This is a genomic window from Arthrobacter sp. V1I9, assembly GCF_030817075.1.
GTDB lineage: Bacteria > Actinomycetota > Actinomycetes > Actinomycetales > Micrococcaceae > Arthrobacter.
This window is the reverse complement of record NZ_JAUSYU010000001.1, coordinates 2636671-2655524: the sequence shown is the minus strand read 5'-3', so window position 1 is coordinate 2655524 and position 18854 is coordinate 2636671. Positions and strand designations below refer to the sequence as shown.

Here is an 18854-nt window from a genome sequence, read left to right as displayed (position 1 = left end):
AAATTCGCTATAAAACAACGGTCGGGCGTTGCCCGCTCCGCAAAACAAGGCCCGCGGTTGTACCCGCGGGCCCGGGATGCTGCCGGTGCTAGGCAGGGCAGAACCCGCCAGGCAGGGGAACGCCGTCAACCACGGGGCACGGGTTGAAGGTAAAGATCACCAGGGTGCCCAGCACGATGATGACGACGGTGGCCGAGTAGAGGACCGTCTTCAGCCAGCGGCGGGTTGAATCCTTTTCGGCGTAGTCGTTGATGATGGTGCGGACGCCGTTGGTGCCGTGCAGCATGGCCAGCCAGAGCATGGTGAGGTCCCAGAACTGCCAGAACGGGTCTGCCCACTTGCCGGCAACAAAGCCGAAGTCGATGGCGTGGATGCCTTCGCCCACCAGGAGGTTCACAAAAAGGTGGCCGAAGATAAGGATTACCAGCACCACGCCGGAAAGCCGCATGAACAGCCAGGCGATCATCTCGAAGTTGCCACGGCTTCCGCCCGTGCGTCGGTACTGGGGGGCGATACGACCGCTGCGCGGGCTCTCGATGGTTGCAGACATGGCTTAGTGACCTCCGAGCGCGAGGGACAGGTGGCGGATGGAGAAGGCGACCATGGTGACCACCCAGAGGCCCAGGACTGCCCAGAGCATCTGGCGCTGGTACTTGGCGCCCTTCTTCCAGAAGTCCACCGCGATGATGCGCAGGCCGTTGAAAGCGTGGAAAACGATGGCGGCAACAAGGCCGGTCTCACCCAGGGCCATCAGGGGGTTCTTGTAGGCACCGATCACCGCGGTGTAGGCCTCCGGAGACACCCGTACCAAGGAGGTGTCCAAGACATGGACCAACAAGAAGAAAAAGATCACTACACCGGTAATCCGGTGTCCTACCCAGGACCACATGCCTTCACGGCCGCGGTACAAGGTGCCAGCTGGTTTTGTCGGCACTGATAAACCTCCCTGCAACACAGCGGCGCTGGCATGGGATCCACGCGGGGGGAACGCCTGCTGCGAGAGCACTCGTAGCTCGGAGCCTAAATCTAGGCTCCGCTAACAGCTTATTCAATTTAGGAACTCCTTGGTGCCCAGTAACGGCAAGGAATCCGCCGATTAATGAGACAAACGCCACAATTCCCTGCAGCCCGGGCGGTATATGTTGCGGCTGGGGGCGCTGGAAGGGGCCCTCTGTATCCGGTCGGCTAAAGTGGGGACTGATGAGTACAGACAAAGTGACAAGCCCGGTTTCACCCCTTGACCGCTTCATTGCGGTGATCCCGGCAGGCGGAGTGGGGACCCGCCTTTGGCCCCTGTCGCGAGCCGCAGCTCCCAAGTTCCTGCACGATCTCACCGGTTCGGGCAGCACGCTGCTGCGCGCCACCTACGACCGGCTGCACCCGCTCGCCGGAAGCAGGGTGCTGGTGGTTACGGGGCAGGCCCACCGTGAAGCGGTGTGCCGGCAGCTTCCGGAAGTCCAGGATTCGGACCTGGTCCTGGAGTCCGAGCCCAAGGATTCCGGCGCGGCAATCGGCCTTGCCGCCGCCATCCTCCACGAGCGTGATCCGGACACCATCATGGGTTCCTTCGCGGCAGACCACGTGATCAGTCCGGACAGCCTCTTCCAGCAGGCCGTCCGGGAGGCCATCCACACTGCCGCCGCCGGCAAGATTGTCACGATCGGCATCAAGCCCACGCACCCCTCCATCGGGTTCGGCTACATCCGGTCCGGCCGGGACCTCCACATCGACGGTGCCCCCAGTGCCCAGGACGTAGTGGAGTTCGTCGAAAAGCCGAACGAGGAAGTAGCCCAGCAGTACGTGGACAGCGGCAACTACGTCTGGAACGCCGGCATGTTTGTGGCGCCGGTTGCACTGCTGCTCAAACACCTCGAAGCCAACCAGCCCGAGCTGTTCCAGGGCCTGCAGGAAATTGCGCGCGCCTGGGATACCCCCGCCCGCGACGAAGTCACGGCCCGCGTCTGGCCCACCCTGCCCAAAATAGCCATCGACTACGCCGTCGCCGAACCTGCCGCCGAAGCGGGGGACGTCGCCGTCGTGCCCGGCTCCTTCCGCTGGGACGACGTCGGCGACTTTGCTTCCGTGGGCAGGCTCAACAGTGCCAAGGAAGTGGACGACGTCACGGTGCTCGGGGAGGGCGCGCGCGTCTTCACCGAAAACTCCAGCGGTGTGGTGGTCAGCGACACCAAGCGTGTGATCGCCCTCATCGGTATCGAGGACGTTGTCATTGTGGACACCCCGGATGCGCTGCTCGTGACCACCATGGCCAACTCTCAGCGGGTCAAGGCAGCGGTGGACGCCCTCAAGGCCAGCGGGGATACCGACGTCCTCTGAGGCGCCGTTTCTGCCGTCGCGGTTCCCGGATGTAACGCGGGGACCGCAATGGCCCGTATTCCAGCGACCCTCGCTAGAGTGAACCAGTGCGCAATTACACTACGGAAGCCGAGCCCACCGCGCTGGTGGCTCCCTGGCTTGAGCCGCTCCTGCCGGAACTGATCGATTTCCGCCGGGACCTGCATGCGCACCCGGAACTGTCCTTCAAGGAATTCCGCACTACGGACAAGCTGGCCGACAGGCTCGAAGCCGCGGGCCTCAATCCGCGCCGGCTGGACGGCACCGGACTCACCGTGGATGTGGGTGAAGGCCCCATCGCCACCGCGCTACGTGGTGATATTGATGCCCTGCCCATCATCGAGGAAACGGGCCTGCTCTTCGCCTCGAAGAACCATGGCGTCACCCACGCGTGCGGCCACGACGTCCATACCACCACCATGCTGGGCATTGCCCTGGTGCTGCACCGGATGCACCTGGAGGAGCCCCTCGGCGCCACCGTCCGCATCATCTTCCAGCCCGCAGAGGAAACCATGCCCGGCGGCGCCCACTCGTGCATCGAGCAGGGCGTTCTGGACGGCGTTCCCCGGATCCTTGCCCTGCACTGCGATCCGCGCATCGAAGTGGGCAAGATCGGTACCCGCATCGGCGCCATCACCTCGGCCTCGGACACCATCCGGATCGAACTTTCCGGCCGCGGCGGCCACACGTCCCGCCCGCACCTGACCGAGGACCTCGTCTTCGCCCTGGCCCAGATCGCCGTCAATGTTCCCGCCGTCCTGTCCCGGCGCGTGGACGTCCGCAGCGGAGTTTCGGTGGTGTGGGGCCAGATCTCCGCCGGCTCGGCACCGAACGCCATTCCGGGAACCGGCTATATGGCAGGGACCATGCGCTGCCTGGACCGCGAGGCGTGGCACGCCGCCGGGGAGCTGCTGGATGAGGTGGTCCACCAGGTGGCTGCCCCGTACGGCGTTGACGTGCGCCTCGAGCACACTAGGGGAGTGCCCCCGGTGGTGAACTCCGAGCATGAGACGGCCATCATCGAAGCGTCTGCCCGCGCCGAAATCGGCGAAAGCGCCGTGGTGCTGACGCCGCAGTCCATGGGCGGGGAGGACTTCGCCTGGTTCCTGGCCGAGCTCCCGGGCGCCATGATGCGGCTTGGAACCAAGACCCCCGGCGGCGAGGAATACGACCTCCACCGGGGCGACTACATCCTGGACGAACGCGCCCTGGGGCTCGGCATCCGGGTCCTCACAGCAGCGGCGCTGCGCACCATCCGCGACCTTTAGGGCCAAGGGCGCGGGACGCCGTCGTACGAGGCTGCGGACTGAAGCCCGGCCTCGCTGCGCCAGTGCAGTCCCTGCGCAATCAGGGCTGTTTCCATGGCACCGTCCCGCAACGTCCAACCCGGCCTGGCTGTAGGCGGCGTATTGTAAGTTGTGCACAATTGAATTGGGCCCTAGGATGTTCTTATGACTGATGCTCCACGGCTGAACCGCCAGGTGTGCTTCGCGCTCTACTCGGCCTCCCGCGCCGCGACTGCCGTCTACCGGCCTGTCCTTGACGAGCTCGGGCTGACCTATCCCCAGTACCTGGTGATGCTGGTGCTCTGGGAAAACGAGCCGCGGGGCGTGAAGGAACTGGGCGAGGAGCTCGGACTCGACTCCGGCACGCTCTCGCCCCTGCTGAAGCGCCTGGAGTCACTGGGCCTGGTGGAACGCCGCAGGTCCGGTGAGGATGAGCGTCGCGTGGCCATCCACCTGACGGCCGCCGGACGGCAACTCAGCGGAAAAGCCAGCGCCATCCCCAAACGGCTGGCCGAGGCGGCAGGGCTGACGCCCGAGGAGCTCGACCAGCTCCACCACACCCTGGGCCGGCTGACTGCCGCCCTCCATAACAGCCACTGACAGCATCGGCCCGGAAGTTTTCAGCCTCAGAACAGGACGGATACACCATGAAACCTCTTTACACTGCCGAGGCGCTCGCCTCGGGCGAAGGACGCGACGGCAATGCGCGCTCTAATGACGGCAAGCTGGACGTCACCCTCTCCAGCCCCGTGGAACTGGGCGGAGACGGGCAGGGAACCAACCCCGAGCAGCTCTTCGCCGCCGGCTATGCAGCCTGCTTCCACTCCGCGCTCCGCCTGGTGGGCCGCAAGGAAAGGGCCGACCTGACAGACTCGGCGGTAGCTGCCAAAGTCCACCTCGGCCAGCTGGACGGGGCCGGCTTCGGTCTTGCCGTGGAACTGGAAATCGCGCTGCCCGCTCTGGATCTGGCCGCGGCAGAGGCACTGGTTGCCAAGGCACACCAGGTCTGCCCGTACTCCAGCGCCACTCGGGGAAACATCACCGTGGATATCAGGATCATGGAGTTCGCCGCGTGAGCCTTGGAACCCTCCCCGCCGCCACCCGCGAAATCCAATTGGCCTCCCGCCCGGTGGGGCGCCCCGTGGCGGGCAACTTTCGGCTTGCCGAGTCGCCGCTGCCCGAGCTGGGGGACGGCCAGATCCTGGTCCGGAACCTCTACATGTCCGTGGACCCCTACATGCGCGGACGCATGAACGATGTCAAGTCATACTCCGCGCCGTTCGCGCTGGACAGAGCGCTCGACGGCGGCGCCGTGGGTGACGTGATCGCGTCCCGATCCCCGGAACACCAGGAAGGTGACGTTGTGGTGCACAGCCTCGGCTGGCGCGAGTACGCAGTAGTGGATGGCGGCGTTGCCCAGCCTGCCCGCACAGATCTCGCCCCCGCGTCCGCGTTCCTCAGCGCCCTGGGCATGACCGGGCTTACCGCATACGCCGGACTGCTGAAGGTTGCCGGTTTCAAAACCGGCGACGCCGTGTTCGTCTCCGGTGCCGCAGGGGCAGTGGGTTCGTTGGTGGGCCAGATCGCCAAGGCGATGGGCGCCTCCCGCGTGATCGGCTCCGCAGGCTCACCCGCCAAGGTGGCCCGGCTTCTTGAGCTCGGCTTTGACGCCGCCTTCGACTACCACGACGGTCCCGTGCGCGGGCAGCTGGAGGAAGCAGCCGGCCCCGGCGGTATCGACGTCTACTTCGACAACGTGGGTGGCGAGCACCTCGAGGCAGCGTTGGCCACCCTGAATGTCGGGGGCCGGGTGGCGATGTGCGGAGCCATTGCGCAGTACAACTCGACGGAGCCGACGCCTGCACCGCACAACCTGATGCTGGCCATCGGCAAGCAACTCACCCTGAAAGGTTTCCTGGTGGGCGGCCAGCGGCAGCACGCCGCCGAATTTGCCTCGAAAATGGCCGGGTGGCTGGCTGATGGCACCGTGCAGTACGACGAAACAATCGTTGACGGGCTCGAGAACGCCGCGCAGGCCTTTATGGACCTGCTTGACGGAGCCAACACCGGCAAGATGCTGGTCCGCCTCCAGCCTGGGCAGTAACCAGCCGGACCAGTACGGGCGCCGCACTCCGGACGCGGCACCCGTACTGGTTGGTAACAACTTGTAAACAATCTCCGGGAACAAGTCCCGCTGTGCTATTGGGACGTGGTGCAGGCCACTAAAGTAGGTGGCATCAGTGCGCTCCGGCGCAGTGCTGCGGACCTCAGTGAAAACAGAATTTCAGTGCAGAAACGGACACTCATTGAATTCCAGCCGTAGCGCCACTCTCTTCATCCTGGAGGAAAATTGAAGACATCACTGCGTGCACAATTCAAGCGCGGTTCAATGGCCGGCCTGGCTACCGTCAGTGCCTCGGCCCTTCTGTTGACCGCCTGCGGCGCAGCGCCCGAAGCCGGAAGCACTTCGACCGCCGGGGTCACCGACTACACCGGCTGCATCGTTTCCGACTCCGGTGGATTCGACGACCAGTCCTTCAACCAGTCCTCCTATGAGGGCTTGAAAAAGGCTGAAGCCGACCTCGGCATCAAGGTCAACCAGGTTGAGTCCAAGACCAACAACGACTTTGAGCCCAACCTGCGCGCCATGGTCACCGCAGGCTGCAACCTGACCGTCACCGTTGGCTTCCTCCTGGGCGACGCCACCAAGGCACAGGCAACGGCCAACCCGGACAGCCATTTCGCCATCATCGACTTCGGCTACGAAACACCTATCAGCAACGTCAAGCCGATCATCTACGACACAGCCCAGGCTGCTTTCCTCGCCGGCTACCTCGCCGCAGGAACCACCAAGACCGGAACCGTGGCCACGTTCGGCGGCATCAAGATTCCCACCGTCACTATCTTTATGGACGGCTATGCCGACGGCGTGAAGTACTACAACGAGCAAAAGGGCAAGAACGTCAAGCTCCTTGGCTGGAACAAGGCCGCCCAGGACGGCAGCTTCACGGGCGACTTCGAAAAGCAGGACGTGGGCAAGCAGTTGACCCAGAACTTCCTGGACCAGGGCGCCGACATCGTGATGCCGGTGGCCGGCCCGGTGGGCAAGGGCGCCGGTGCCGCGCTGAGCGAAGCCAAGGATGCGGGCAAGGACGTCAAGCTGATCTGGGTTGATTCCGACGGCTACCTCACGGCCCCTGACTACAAGGACATCATGCTGTCCTCTGTCATGAAGCAGATGGGCGACGCCGTGGAGACCGTGGTCAAGGAGGACAAGGAAGGTAAGTTCAGCAACACCCCGTACGTCGGCACCCTCGCCAACGAAGGCGTGCAGCTGGCCCCGTTCCACGATCTCGAGTCCCAGGTCCCTGCGGAGCTGAAGACCGAACTTGAGCAGATCAAGAAGGACATCGTTGACGGCAAGCTGAAGGTGGAGTCCGCCGCCAGCCCCAAGGCCTGACCCGCATCTGAAGCGCCACCCCCGGTTGGTCAATGACTGGCCGGGCGGTGGCGCTTTTTGCTGTGGACTTCCTCTTTCGGGCCACCGCCCGCTCATCCCAGGACTGCACCCACTAGGCTGGTGCTGCAGCCACATATCCCGTCCGGTCGATCACTGGACGCTTCGAGATTGGTCAGAGTTTTGAAACTTGAACTCAGAGGGATCACTAAACGCTTCGGAACCCTGCTCGCCAACGACCACATCGACGTGGTGGTTGAGCCCGGACAAATACATTGTCTGCTCGGCGAGAACGGGGCCGGAAAATCGACCCTGATGAATGTGCTGTACGGCCTCTACGAGCCGTCCGGGGGCGAAATCCTCGTAGACGACAAAGCGGTGGCCTTCCGCGGACCCGGCGATGCAATGGCGGCCGGGATCGGGATGGTGCACCAGCACTTCATGCTGGTCCCCGTCTTCACGGTGGCCGAGAACGTGGCGCTCGGTGCAGAACCCACCAAGGCCGCCGGTTTCCTCAACCTGGAAGAGACGCGCCGCCGGATCAAGGAAATCTCGGACCAGTACGGCTTCGACGTCGATCCGGACGCCCTGGTGGAGGACCTGCCCGTGGGCGTCCAGCAGCGCGTCGAAATCATCAAGGCGCTGGTACGCAACGCCAAGGTCCTGATCCTCGACGAACCCACCGCGGTCCTGACACCCCAGGAAACCGACGAACTGCTGGACATCATGCGCCAGCTCAAGGCCGGCGGCACGTCCATCGTCTTCATCTCGCACAAGCTGCGCGAAGTAAAGGAAGTTTCGGACACCATCACCGTGATCAGGCGCGGCAAGGTGGTGGGAACTGCCGATCCCGCTGCCCCAACAGCCGAACTCGCCTCGATGATGGTGGGACGCGCCGTCAGCCTGACCCTCGACAAAGCACCCGCACAGCCGAAGGAGAAAACCTTCGAAGTCCGGGACCTCACAGTCATCGCTTCCAACGGCCAGCATGTGGTGGACGGGCTCAGCTTCGACATTGCCCGCGGCGAGATCCTCGCCGTGGCAGGCGTCCAGGGCAACGGCCAAACCGAACTCACCGAAGCAATCCTTGGCCTCCAGGACAGGGTCTCCGGCTCCATCAGGCTCGACGGCAAGGAACTGCTGGGCCGGTCCGTCAAGGAAGTCCTGCACGCCGGCGTCGGGTTCGTTCCGGAAGACCGCAAGGTGGACGGTCTGGTGGGCACGTTCTCAGTGGCCGAGAACTTGGTCCTGGACCTTTACGACAAGCCTCCCTTCGCGAAGGGCATCAGCATGAGCCCGGCGAAGATCCTGGAGAACGCCAAGGCCCGCATCGGCGAATTCGACGTCCGGACGCCCTCCGCCGCAGCCGCCGCAGGTACGTTGTCCGGCGGCAACCAGCAGAAATTGGTCATGGCGCGCGAACTCTCCCGCCCGCTGCGCCTGTTCATCGCCTCCCAGCCAACCCGCGGCGTGGACGTGGGCTCCATCGAGTTCCTGCACCGCAGGATCGTGGCGGAACGGGACCAGGGCACTCCGGTGATGATCATCTCCACCGAGCTGGACGAGGTGATGGAACTGGCAGACCGCATCGCGGTGATCTACAAGGGCAAGCTGGTGGGCGTTGTTCCGGGCGGCACCAGCCGTGACGTCCTGGGCCTCATGATGGCGGGCATACCGCCGGAGGAACACGCGCATACCACAGGGCAGGCGCCCGCCGCTGCCGCAGCCTCCACTTCCGACGCCGAAGGAGGCGACCATGTCTGACAAACATCCACCCAAGCACGCAGCCGAAGAGGGCAGCAGCAAAGCGCACCGACCCGCCCCCGCTGCCGAGGAGACAGCCGCCGTCGTATCCGTTGATACTGCCGGCGGCGCCATGGAACCGTCGGCGGTTCCGGCCACTGCCCAAAGCGGGCAGCTCCCGGGCGGCCCCGACACCCTGCTCCGCAAAATCTTTACCGGGAGCGGCATGGTCTCGGTCCTGGCCGTCCTGCTGGCGCTCATCATCGGCGGCCTCCTGATCGCGAGCACGGACAAGCAGGTGGCCACGACCTCCACCTACATTTTCGCCCGCCCCACCGATTTCCTGACGGCTGTGTGGAACGCCGTCACCCGCTCCTATATCGCCCTGTTCCAAGGTTCGGTCTTCAACCCCCGGGGCAACAGCGTCGCGGCCCAGTTCGCACCGTTTATGGAAACGCTCACCATTGCCACGCCGCTCATCACAGCCGGCCTGGGCGTGGCACTTGCCTTCCGCGCGGGACTGTTCAACATCGGCGCGCAGGGGCAGATCATCGTGGCCGGCATCCTTGCCGCCTGGGTAGGCTTCGCCCTCCACCTGCCCCTGGGACTGCACTTGCTGCTGGTCCTGGTGGCCGGCATCATTGGCGGTGCCTTCTGGGGCGGCCTTGTGGGGCTGCTCAAAGCCCGGACGGGCGCCCATGAAGTCATCCTCACCATCATGTTCAACTACATCGCGCTGTACTTCCTGCGGTACCTGCTGAACACGCCAGCCTTCCAGCGGCCGGGAGAGACGAACCCCATTTCGCCCATCCTGGACCCCACCGCCGTGTACCCGCAGATTTTCGGCACGCAGTACCGGCTGCACCTGGGCTTCCTCCTGGCCATCGCGGCCACCGTCCTGGTGTGGTGGCTCCTGAACCGATCCACCGTGGGCTTTGAGTTCCGTGCCGTGGGCGCCAACCCCAAGGCTGCCCAGACCGCAGGCATCAACGTTTCCCGCTCCACCATCCTGGTGATGGCCATTGCCGGTGGCCTGGCGGGTATGTCCGGCGTCGCCCAGGTGGCCGGCACGGAGAAAGTCCTCACGGACGGCGTGGCGGCCACCTATGGATTCGACGCGATCACCGTCGCCCTCCTGGGACGTTCGACGCCGTGGGGCACCTTCGCTGCCGGCCTGCTGTTCGGCGCCTTCCGCGCCGGAGCCGTCCAGATGCAGATCCAGACCGGAACCCCGATCGACATCGTCCTGGTGGTCCAGTCCCTGATCGTCCTCTTTATTGCGGCTCCGCCGCTGGTCCGGGCCGTTTTTGGCCTGAACCCCCGCCGCAAGAAGCCGGCCCGTGCGGCCAGGTCCCGCCAGGCAGCCACAACCGGAGGTGCAGCATGAGCACAAAACTATCGTCGCCCCGCCCCGGAAACCCACAGCCGGGTGACACCTCCAAAGACACCCGCTCCGCCGCCATCTCCGCCAAGCCGGTGACCTGGCGGACGCCTGTCCTGCTCACCGCCTTCGGTCTGATCGCCCTGGTCTTCTTCGGTTTGCTGGCGCCCAACCAGACCGCCAGTTTCGGCATCTCCACGGGCGAAGACTTTTTCCAGTTGCCGGCCCTTGCCGTGAACGCGTTCGCGGGCGGCATCGTGTTGTCCGTACTGCTGCTGGGGCTCGCAGCCTATGCGGTGTACCTGAAAACCAAGGACCGGCCGGCTCCCGGCTGGCTGACAGTTACCTTCATCGTCCTGTTCGTGGCCGCCTTCCTCATCTGGGTGGTGGGCGGTGCCCGCACCCCGAGCATCTCGCTGGCCGGGCTGATCGCCGGGTCCGTCACCCTCGCCGTCCCGCTTGTGTTCGGCTCGTTGTCCGGCGTCCTGTGTGAGCGCGTGGGCGTGGTCAACATCGCCATCGAGGGCCAGCTCCTGGGCGGCGCCTTCACCGCCGCCATCGTTGCCAGCATGACGCAGAACCCCTTCATCGGGCTGTTGGCCGCCGCAGTGGCCGGAGCCGTGGTGTCCATGGTGCTGGCGGTGTTCAGCATCAAATACCTGGTCAACCAGATCATCGTGGGTGTTGTCCTGAACGTCCTGGTCTCCGGTGTTACCGGCTTCCTCTTCAGCACGGTCATGCAGGCGGACAGCGACCAGTTCAATTCACCTCCCGGCCTCGACATCATCGAGATCCCCGTCCTGTCCAGCATCCCCATCATCGGGCCCATCCTGTTCCGCCAATCGCTGGTGGGGTACCTGATGTACATCGCGGTCCTGGTGGTCTGGGTAGGCCTCTTCAAGACCCGGTGGGGCCTGCGCGTCCGCGCCGTGGGCGAGCACCCCCAGGCGGCCGACACCCTGGGCATCAACGTGAACGCCACCCGGTTCTGGAACGTCACCCTGGGCGGAGCCGTCGCCGGCATCGGCGGGTCCTTTTTCACCCTCGTGGCGATCGACAGCTTCACCAAAGAAATCTCCGGCGGCCGCGGCTTCATTGCGCTTGCTGCCCTGATCTTTGGCCGGTGGAACCCCATCGGCGCATTCTTCGCCGCGCTGCTGTTCGGGTTCGCAGACAACCTGCAAAGCATCGTGACCATCATCGGCACCCCCGTGCCGAGCCAATTCATGGCGATGCTGCCCTACCTGGTGACGGTTCTCGCCGTGGCCGGACTGGTGGGCAAGTCCAGAGGGCCGGCAGCCAGCGGCATCCCGTATGTCAAGGGCTGACGGGCGGGTGGGACCCGCAAGGGCCGTGGACTGGCCCGCCCTGGAAGCTGCCGCCGTCGAGGCCATGGGCAGGGCCTACACGCCCTACTCGAAGTTTCCGGTGGGGGCTGCGGCGCTGACCGAGGACGGCCGCATCGTCAGTGGCTGCAACGTCGAAAACGCCAGCTACGGGCTGACCCTGTGCGCCGAGTGCGCTCTCGTGGGCAACCTGCACATGACCGGCGGCGGACTGCTCCGGGCGTTCTACTGCGTGGACGGCAAGGGCAACGTCCTGATGCCGTGCGGGCGCTGCCGCCAGTTACTCTACGAATTCCGGGCACCAGGCATGGAGCTCATGACCACCCAAGGCATCAAGACCATGGACCAGGTGCTGCCAGACGCCTTTGGTCCCGAACACCTGGAGGAAACATGGTGACAGAGGCCCGCGCAGCGGAAAACATCGCCGAAGCGTTCGACGCCGTGGACATCATCCGCATCAAGCGGGACAAGGGCACGCTGAGCGCGGACCAGATTGACTGGACCATCGATGCCTACACTCGGGGAGCCATCGCGGACGAGCAGATGGCCGCCCTGAACATGGCCATCCTGCTCAACGGCATGAACCGCACCGAAATCGCCCGGTGGACGGCCGCCATGATTGCCTCCGGCGAACGGATGGACTTCTCCAGCCTGCGCCGCCCCGACGGTGGGCTGAAGTACACCTCGGACAAGCACTCCACCGGAGGCGTGGGGGACAAGATCACCCTGCCTTTGGCGCCACTGGTAGCGGTCTTCGGCGTCGCCGTTCCGCAGCTCTCCGGCAGGGGACTCGGGCACACCGGCGGCACGCTGGACAAGCTCGAGGCAATTCCCGGCTGGCGGGCCTCCCTCAGCAACGAGGAGATGCTGGCCCAGCTCCAGGACGTGGGCGCGGTCATCTGCGCAGCCGGTGCAGGCCTCGCTCCCGCGGACAAAAAGCTTTACGCACTCCGCGACGTCACCGGCACCGTTGAGGCCATCCCCCTCATCGCCTCGTCCATCATGAGCAAAAAGATCGCCGAGGGCACCGGGTCTCTGGTGCTGGACGTGAAGGTGGGCAGCGGCGCGTTTATGAAGGACGAGGCAACGGCCCGTGAACTGGCGGAGACCATGGTGGCGCTCGGTAAGGATGCCGGCGTCAACACCGTGGCCCTACTCACCAACATGAGCACGCCGCTGGGCCTGACTGCGGGTAACGCCATCGAGGTGGAGGAATCCGTTGAGGTGCTGGCGGGCGGCGGACCCGACGACGTGGTGGAGTTGACGGTCCGGCTCGCCGAGGAGATGCTCGCCGCTGCAGGCGTGCACGACGCCGACCCTGCGGCTGCCCTCAAGGACGGCCGCGCCATGGACGTCTGGAACCGGATGATCGAGGCGCAGGGCGGGGACCCGCGGGCCAAGCTGCCGGCGGCCCGGGAGTCCGAGGTGGTTTACGCCCCCGCGGACGGAGTGCTGGTGGAACTCGATGCCTTGGCCGTGGGCGTGGCAGCCTGGCGGCTCGGTGCCGGACGGGCCCGCAAGGAGGACGTGGTGCAGGCAGGTGCGGGAGTCCGCATGCACGCCAAGCCAGGCGCCGTGGTCCGGGCGGGCGAGCCCCTGATGACCCTGCTCACCGACACCCCGGAACGGTTCGCCCGCGCCAAAGAAGCGCTGGAAAACGCAGCAGTCATCGCACCCGAGGGATCACGGCCCGCACAGCGACTCATCATTGACCGCATAGCATAGGGACCCATGCAGGCCATCAATGACTTCATTCTCGCGGCAGCCGGACAGCCCTGGGTGTTGTTCCTTGTTTTGGCATGCTGCATCATTGATGGCTTCTTCCCGCCCATCCCCAGCGAGTCAGTGGTGGTGGGTCTGTCCGCCGTTGCCGCCACCGCAGACGTTCCCAACCCCTGGCTCCTGATGCTGGTGGCGGCTTTGGGCGCCTTTTCCGGCGACAACATCGCTTACCTGATCGGGCGAAGGGTGGGCACCCGGCGCTGGGCCTGGATGCGGGGCCCCCGGATGCAAAGTGCCTTTCGGTGGGCAGGCCGGGAGCTACGCAAGCGCCCTGCCTCGCTCATCCTCGTGGCGCGGTTCGTCCCAATCGGCCGGGTTGCGGTGAACCTCACAGCCGGGGTCACGCATTATCCGCACCTGCGCTTTGTGGGGCTGACTGTCCTGTCGGCCAGCCTGTGGGCGGCCTACTCGGTGGGAATCGGCCTGTTCTTCGGCCAGTGGTTTGAAAACAACCACCTCCTGGGCGCTGTCATCGCCATCATCTGCGCGGTGGCGCTGGGGATCGTGGTGGACGTCGTCATCAACCGGGTCCGGCGCAGGGCTCCGATGGTGGAACGGATGAAGGAACCAGAAGCGTAGCCGGACCGTTGTTCGGGCAGGACGGGGCGTAGCGTGTTGCGCCGCGGCCGTGGGACACTTAGGAACGATTTCCGCTTTGGCTGCGGCACTTTTGGCCGGTGCCATTTTGCATAGGAGCAAGACCGCGTGGAGTTTATTAATGAGGCTGTGCTCCATGCAGCTGGCCAATGGTGGATCTACCCGGTCCTGCTGTTGTTTTTCTTTGTGGACGGCTTCGCCATGGTGGTCCCCAGCGAGACCCTCATCGTGGCCCTTGCAGCGTTTTCCCGCCACAGCGGGGAACCCAATCTCTGGATCCTCGGCCTCACCGCGCTGATTGGTGCCATTGCCGGAGACAACATGGCTTTCATGCTCGGACGCCGGATCGGCCTGAACCGGTGGAAGTGGATGCGCCGGCCCAAGGTCCAGAAGGCCTTCGGCTGGGCCCGCTACGAACTGGACAAACGCGGCGCCGTGCTGGTCTTCACGGCCCGCTACATTCCCTGGGGCCGGGTGGCTGTCAACTACGTAGCCGGAAGCACCGGCTTCTCCCACCGCCGCTTCTTCCTGCTGGACGCCTTCGCTTGCATCACGTGGGTGGGGTATTCCATCGGGATTGGCCTGCTGGCCAGTTCCTTCCCGTGGCTGCACCACAACCCACTGCTCAGTGCGGGCATTGCCGTGGTGTTCGCCATTGTGCTCGGTGTCCTCATCGACCACCTGCTCCGGTTGTGGCACAAGCATCTTGCCCGCAACGACGCCGAAGAAGTGGATGAGTGGCTTGACGGCGGTCCCAATGGGGCACGGGACGGACAAACCCGCGCCACCGCGGTCATGGCACCCGCAGCCGCAGACGGCGGACCTGCCGCAACCTAGCCGCTGGCATTGAACTGCTGCCCACCCTAAGGTGGGGTACGTGACTGAGCCTATTGTTGACGCTGCCCCTGCCATCGATTTTGACCTGAAGAACCTGCCCAAGGTTTCACTTCACGACCACCTGGACGGAGGACTCCGTCCGGCCACCATCATCGAACTGGCCGAGGCCGTTGGGCACACCCTTCCGTCGACCGATCCGGTTGCGCTCGGGCAATGGTTTCGGGAATCCGCGAACTCCGGCTCCCTGGTCCGCTACCTGGAAACTTTCGACCACACCGTTGCCGTGATGCAGACCGCCGAAGGGCTCATCCGCGTAGCCAAGGAATTTGTCGAGGACCTCGCTGACGACGGCGTGGTGTACGGCGAAGTGCGGTGGGCGCCGGAGCAGCATCTGCAGAAGGGCCTCACCCTGGACGAAGCCGTGGAAGCGGTGCAGGAAGGCCTCGAGGCCGGCGTCGAGGCCGTGGGGGAGACCGGCCGGGAAATCCAGGTGGGCCAGCTGATCACCGCCATGCGCCACGCCGACCGCGGCCAGGAGATCGCCGAACTTGCCGTCCGCCACCGCAACAAGGGCGCCGTCGGCTTCGACATCGCCGGAGCCGAGGACGGTTTCCTGCCCTCCCGTTTCAAAGAGGCTTTTACCTACCTTGCCCAGCAAAACTTTCCGGCCACGGTGCACGCCGGCGAGGCAGCCGGCCTGGAAAGCATCCAGTCAGCCCTGGTGGACGGCCGGGCGCTGCGGCTGGGACACGGCGTCAGGATCGCCGAGGACATCATGGTGGAGTTCGACGACGATGACGAGACCGAGGACACCATCGGCCTGGTGACCCTCGGCGACCTCTCCAGCTGGGTCCGCGACCGTGGCATCGCCCTGGAGATCTGCCCGTCCTCGAACCTCCAGACCGGCGCAATCGCCGGCTTCGGTGACGGCATCGAAAGCCATCCGCTGGACATGCTCTACCAGCTCGGCTTCAACGTCACCATCAACACCGACAACCGGCTGATGAGCGGCGTCACCCTGACGGACGAGTTCGACCTCCTGGTGGAAACCTTCGACTACGACCTCGACGACCTGCTGGAGCTGACCCTGAACGCCGCCGAGGCATCCTTCCTGCCCCTTGAGGAGAAGGAAGCACTGGTGGAGTACATCAACGACGCCTACGCAAACCTTGGCTAGCCAGCCGTCACCCCTGCCGGAGCTCATTGGCGTGATCGCCGCCCTGCGGGAGCATTGCCCCTGGATGGGCGCGCTGACCCATGAGTCGCTGGTGGAGTACCTCCTGGAGGAGGCCTACGAGGTGGCCGAAACCATCGAGGCCGGAACCGGCACAGGAACCGACGACGCCGAACTCCGGGGCGAGCTGGGCGACGTGCTGCTCCAGGTGGTGCTGCACGCCCGGCTTGCAGAAGAGCGCGGCGCCTTCACGTTCGACGACGTCGCTCGCGGCCTGAGTGCCAAGATGGTACGCCGGAACCCGCACGTGTTCCGCCCGGACGGCTCCCTGCAGGACAGTTTTCCTGCCACGGTTGATGAGATCGTGCAGAAGTGGGACGCCGTCAAGCGGGCAGAGCGTCCCGGGCGGAGGGATCCGTTCGAAGGCATTCCGCGGGCGCTCCCGGCACTCGCCCGGGCGCAGAAGTCCATCGACCGCGCGGCGAGGGCCGGGTTTTCGGAGGCACGTCCATCGGTGGACGTGCCCGCTTTCACGTCGGAGGACGAGCTCGGCGAGCTGCTGCTCGCCGTCGTGCGTTCTGCCCGCGCCGGCGGATTCGACGCCGAGCGTGCCCTGCGCGGCGCGGTCCGGAACTACCAGCAGCGCGTCCCCGAGCAGCACCAACAGAGGTAACCGCACCATCATGACGTCCGGGGCCGGATAGGTTTCCGTAACCCGGACCACTCTCGACTACGCTGGTCCGTGACGAGTACGTCGAGTTTTCAGCTGTATTTCCCCCGTTAATCAGCCATAAGGAGCAAATTCATGGCGCTTATCGATGCCATCCACGCCCGCGAAATCCTTGATTCCCGCGGCAACCCCACAGTAGAAGTTGAAGTACTGCTCTCGGACGGCCAGATCGGCCGCGCGGCAGTTCCCTCCGGTGCCTCCACCGGTGAGCACGAAGCCGTTGAGCTGCGTGACGGCGACAAAGGCCGTTACCTCGGTAAGGGCGTCCAGAAGGCTGTTGACGCCATCATCGACCAGATCGCTCCGGCACTGACCGGTTTCGACGCCACGGACCAGCGCAGCATCGACCAGGCCATGCTGGACCTGGACGGCACGCCGAACAAGGGCAAGCTGGGCGCCAACGCCATCCTCGGCGTTTCCCTGGCCGTTGCCAACGCAGCCGCCGCCTCCGCTGACCTGCCGCTGTACAAGTACCTTGGCGGCCCGAACGCCCACGTCCTGCCGGTCCCGCTGATGAACATCCTCAACGGTGGCTCGCACGCCGATTCCGACGTCGACATCCAGGAATTCATGGTTGTCCCGCTGGGCGCCGAGACCTTCTCGGAGGGCCTGCGCTGGGGCGTTGAGGTCTACCACGCCCTCAAGGCCGTGCTGAAGGAAAAGGGCCTCGCAACCGGCCTGGGCGACGAAGGCGGCTTCGCGCCGAACCTGCCCTCCAACCGTGCAGCACTGGACCTGATCCAGGAAGCCATCAAGAACGCCGGCTACACCCCGGGCAAGGACATCGCCCTGGCCCTGGACGTCGCCTCCTCCGAGTTCTTCACCGACGGTGCCTACCAGTTCGAAGGCAAGGCCCTGACCTCCGCCGAGATGAGCGCCTACTACACCGAGCTCGTCGCCGACTACCCGCTGGTCTCCATCGAAGACCCGCTGGACGAGAACGACTGGGACGGCTGGAAGACCCTCACCGACTCCATCGGCGACAAGGTCCAGCTGGTGGGTGATGACCTCTTCGTCACCAACCCCGCCATCCTGCAGCGCGGCATCGACACCAAGACCGCCAACTCCCTGCTGGTCAAGGTGAACCAGATTGGTTCGCTCACCGAAACGCTCGACGCCGTGAGCCTGGCCCAGCGCGCCGGCTACACCACCATCACCTCGCACCGCTCGGGCGAAACCGAGGACACCACCATCGCCGACATCTCGGTGGCCACCAACGCCGGCCAGATCAAGACCGGCGCCCCGGCCCGCTCCGAGCGCGTTGCCAAGTACAACCAGCTGCTGCGCATCGAAGAGGAACTCGACGACGCCGCGCGCTACGCAGGCCGCAGCGCGTTCCCGCGTTTCAAGGGCTAGTAGCCGCATCAACGACGCGTCGGTGGCTATGGTTGAAAGACCATAGCCACCGTTGTTGTTTCGGCAGTATTAGTTCCAGCCCAGCTAGTGGCGGCCCAGGCAGGCTGCGTGTTTCAGGAGTGTCATGGCTACCCGCCGTCCCAAAGTCCCAAAGGTCGCCCCACCCCGCCAGGCAACGGTTGCGGAGGCGGACGTCATCCGCGCGGATTTCGGTACCGCCACGGACAAGCCCGGCACGCACGGGGCCGGCCGGAAAGCCGCGGCACCGAACGAAGGCCACGCCGCGGGCGGCAACCCGGCAGGCTCCAGGACTGCGTCCGGATCCCACGGCGTCACCGCATCTGCCGGCGGAGGGAAAGGGAACCGTTCCCAAGGCACCTCCCCGGCGGCCGGCACCGAAACTGCGGATGACCAGCAGCCCGTCCCCGCCAAGGCGTTTTCCGGACGGATGCTCGCGCTGGCGGTGGTCATGATTGCCATTACCATCATGCTGGCGCCCACGGTGAAGATTTTCTTCGACAAAAGGGCAGAAATCGAAGCCCTGAATGCGGACATCGCAGCCCGGGTGGCTGAAGGTGACAGCCTGCGCCAGCAGGTCTCCCGCTGGGAGGACCCCAACTACGTGAAACAGCAGGCCCGCGACCGCATTAACATGGTTATGCCGGGCGAAACCGGCTACTGGGTCTTCGGCAGCGATTTGCCGGCCGGAGAAAGCAGTAGCCAAACCGGTGCAGCAGCACAAGACCCCGCCGATCTGCCGTGGGTGGATTCCCTGTGGGAGTCCATCACGCGCGCGGCCACAGACTGAACCGC

The 18854-nt window shown here is 65.1% G+C and carries 19 protein-coding genes; 17 read left to right on the top strand and 2 right to left on the bottom strand.

Annotated features, from left to right (window positions below; genetic code table 11):
* Nucleotides 1–88 precede the first annotated feature (88 nt).
* The gene (locus tag QFZ70_RS12485; protein ID WP_307095981.1) at nucleotides 89–550 is read right to left on the bottom strand and encodes a succinate dehydrogenase hydrophobic membrane anchor subunit; all 462 of its coding nucleotides are present in this window, start codon (nucleotides 548–550) and stop codon (nucleotides 89–91) included.
* A 3-nt stretch (nucleotides 551–553) separates the two neighbouring features.
* Entirely contained in the window at nucleotides 554–934 is a 381-nt protein-coding gene (gene sdhC, locus QFZ70_RS12480; RefSeq protein ID WP_015936418.1) for a succinate dehydrogenase, cytochrome b556 subunit, read from the bottom strand.
* 266 nt (nucleotides 935–1200) lie between these two features.
* Here sdhC and QFZ70_RS12475 point away from each other — a divergent pair, with 266 nt between their 5' ends.
* From QFZ70_RS12475 to QFZ70_RS12395, 17 genes are all read left to right on the top strand, one after another.
* Complete coding sequence (locus QFZ70_RS12475) at nucleotides 1201–2334, top strand: mannose-1-phosphate guanylyltransferase (protein ID WP_307095978.1); 1134 nt, start codon at nucleotides 1201–1203, stop codon at nucleotides 2332–2334.
* Nucleotides 2335–2420: 86 nt separating this feature from the next.
* The gene (locus QFZ70_RS12470) at nucleotides 2421–3620 is read left to right on the top strand and encodes an amidohydrolase (protein ID WP_307095976.1); all 1200 of its coding nucleotides are present in this window, start codon (nucleotides 2421–2423) and stop codon (nucleotides 3618–3620) included.
* 183 nt (nucleotides 3621–3803) lie between these two features.
* Nucleotides 3804–4238 (top strand): MarR family winged helix-turn-helix transcriptional regulator, encoded by a 435-nt coding sequence (locus tag QFZ70_RS12465; RefSeq protein ID WP_307095975.1) that lies wholly within the window; start codon nucleotides 3804–3806, stop codon nucleotides 4236–4238.
* 47 nt (nucleotides 4239–4285) lie between these two features.
* Complete coding sequence (locus QFZ70_RS12460) at nucleotides 4286–4714, top strand: organic hydroperoxide resistance protein (RefSeq protein WP_307095973.1); 429 nt, start codon at nucleotides 4286–4288, stop codon at nucleotides 4712–4714.
* A complete protein-coding gene (locus QFZ70_RS12455) occupies nucleotides 4711–5742 on the top strand; it encodes an NADP-dependent oxidoreductase (RefSeq protein WP_307095972.1) in 1032 nt (343 codons plus the stop codon). Before QFZ70_RS12460 ends, QFZ70_RS12455 begins: the two co-directional genes overlap by 4 nt.
* A gap of 285 nt (nucleotides 5743–6027) precedes the next feature.
* Complete coding sequence (locus QFZ70_RS12450) at nucleotides 6028–7098, top strand: BMP family protein (protein ID WP_307097876.1); 1071 nt, start codon at nucleotides 6028–6030, stop codon at nucleotides 7096–7098.
* A gap of 180 nt (nucleotides 7099–7278) precedes the next feature.
* Complete coding sequence (locus QFZ70_RS12445; protein ID WP_307095970.1) at nucleotides 7279–8859, top strand: ABC transporter ATP-binding protein; 1581 nt, start codon at nucleotides 7279–7281, stop codon at nucleotides 8857–8859.
* Entirely contained in the window at nucleotides 8852–10225 is a 1374-nt protein-coding gene (locus QFZ70_RS12440; RefSeq protein WP_307095968.1) for an ABC transporter permease, read from the top strand. Before QFZ70_RS12445 ends, QFZ70_RS12440 begins: the two co-directional genes overlap by 8 nt.
* Nucleotides 10222–11547, top strand: coding sequence for an ABC transporter permease (locus QFZ70_RS12435; protein ID WP_307095966.1), 1326 nt, complete (start codon nucleotides 10222–10224; stop codon nucleotides 11545–11547). Before QFZ70_RS12440 ends, QFZ70_RS12435 begins: the two co-directional genes overlap by 4 nt.
* A gap of 7 nt (nucleotides 11548–11554) precedes the next feature.
* Complete coding sequence (locus tag QFZ70_RS12430; RefSeq protein ID WP_307095964.1) at nucleotides 11555–11962, top strand: cytidine deaminase; 408 nt, start codon at nucleotides 11555–11557, stop codon at nucleotides 11960–11962.
* Nucleotides 11956–13290: a thymidine phosphorylase gene (locus tag QFZ70_RS12425; protein WP_307095962.1), complete on the top strand. Its 1335-nt coding sequence runs from the start codon at nucleotides 11956–11958 to the stop codon at nucleotides 13288–13290. Before QFZ70_RS12430 ends, QFZ70_RS12425 begins: the two co-directional genes overlap by 7 nt.
* 6 nt (nucleotides 13291–13296) lie before the next feature.
* The gene (locus QFZ70_RS12420) at nucleotides 13297–13926 is read left to right on the top strand and encodes a DedA family protein (RefSeq protein ID WP_307095960.1); all 630 of its coding nucleotides are present in this window, start codon (nucleotides 13297–13299) and stop codon (nucleotides 13924–13926) included.
* 126 nt (nucleotides 13927–14052) lie between these two features.
* A complete protein-coding gene (locus tag QFZ70_RS12415; RefSeq protein ID WP_307095958.1) occupies nucleotides 14053–14781 on the top strand; it encodes a DedA family protein in 729 nt (242 codons plus the stop codon).
* A 40-nt stretch (nucleotides 14782–14821) separates the two neighbouring features.
* Nucleotides 14822–15958: an adenosine deaminase gene (locus tag QFZ70_RS12410; protein ID WP_307095957.1), complete on the top strand. Its 1137-nt coding sequence runs from the start codon at nucleotides 14822–14824 to the stop codon at nucleotides 15956–15958.
* Nucleotides 15959–16022: 64 nt separating this feature from the next.
* Nucleotides 16023–16628: a MazG nucleotide pyrophosphohydrolase domain-containing protein gene (locus QFZ70_RS12405; RefSeq protein WP_307097875.1), complete on the top strand. Its 606-nt coding sequence runs from the start codon at nucleotides 16023–16025 to the stop codon at nucleotides 16626–16628.
* Between the two features lie 132 nt (nucleotides 16629–16760).
* Nucleotides 16761–18041 (top strand): phosphopyruvate hydratase, encoded by a 1281-nt coding sequence (gene eno / locus QFZ70_RS12400; RefSeq protein ID WP_307095956.1) that lies wholly within the window; start codon nucleotides 16761–16763, stop codon nucleotides 18039–18041.
* 124 nt (nucleotides 18042–18165) lie between these two features.
* Entirely contained in the window at nucleotides 18166–18849 is a 684-nt protein-coding gene (locus QFZ70_RS12395) for a septum formation initiator family protein (protein ID WP_307095954.1), read from the top strand.
* Nucleotides 18850–18854: the final 5 nt, after the last annotated feature.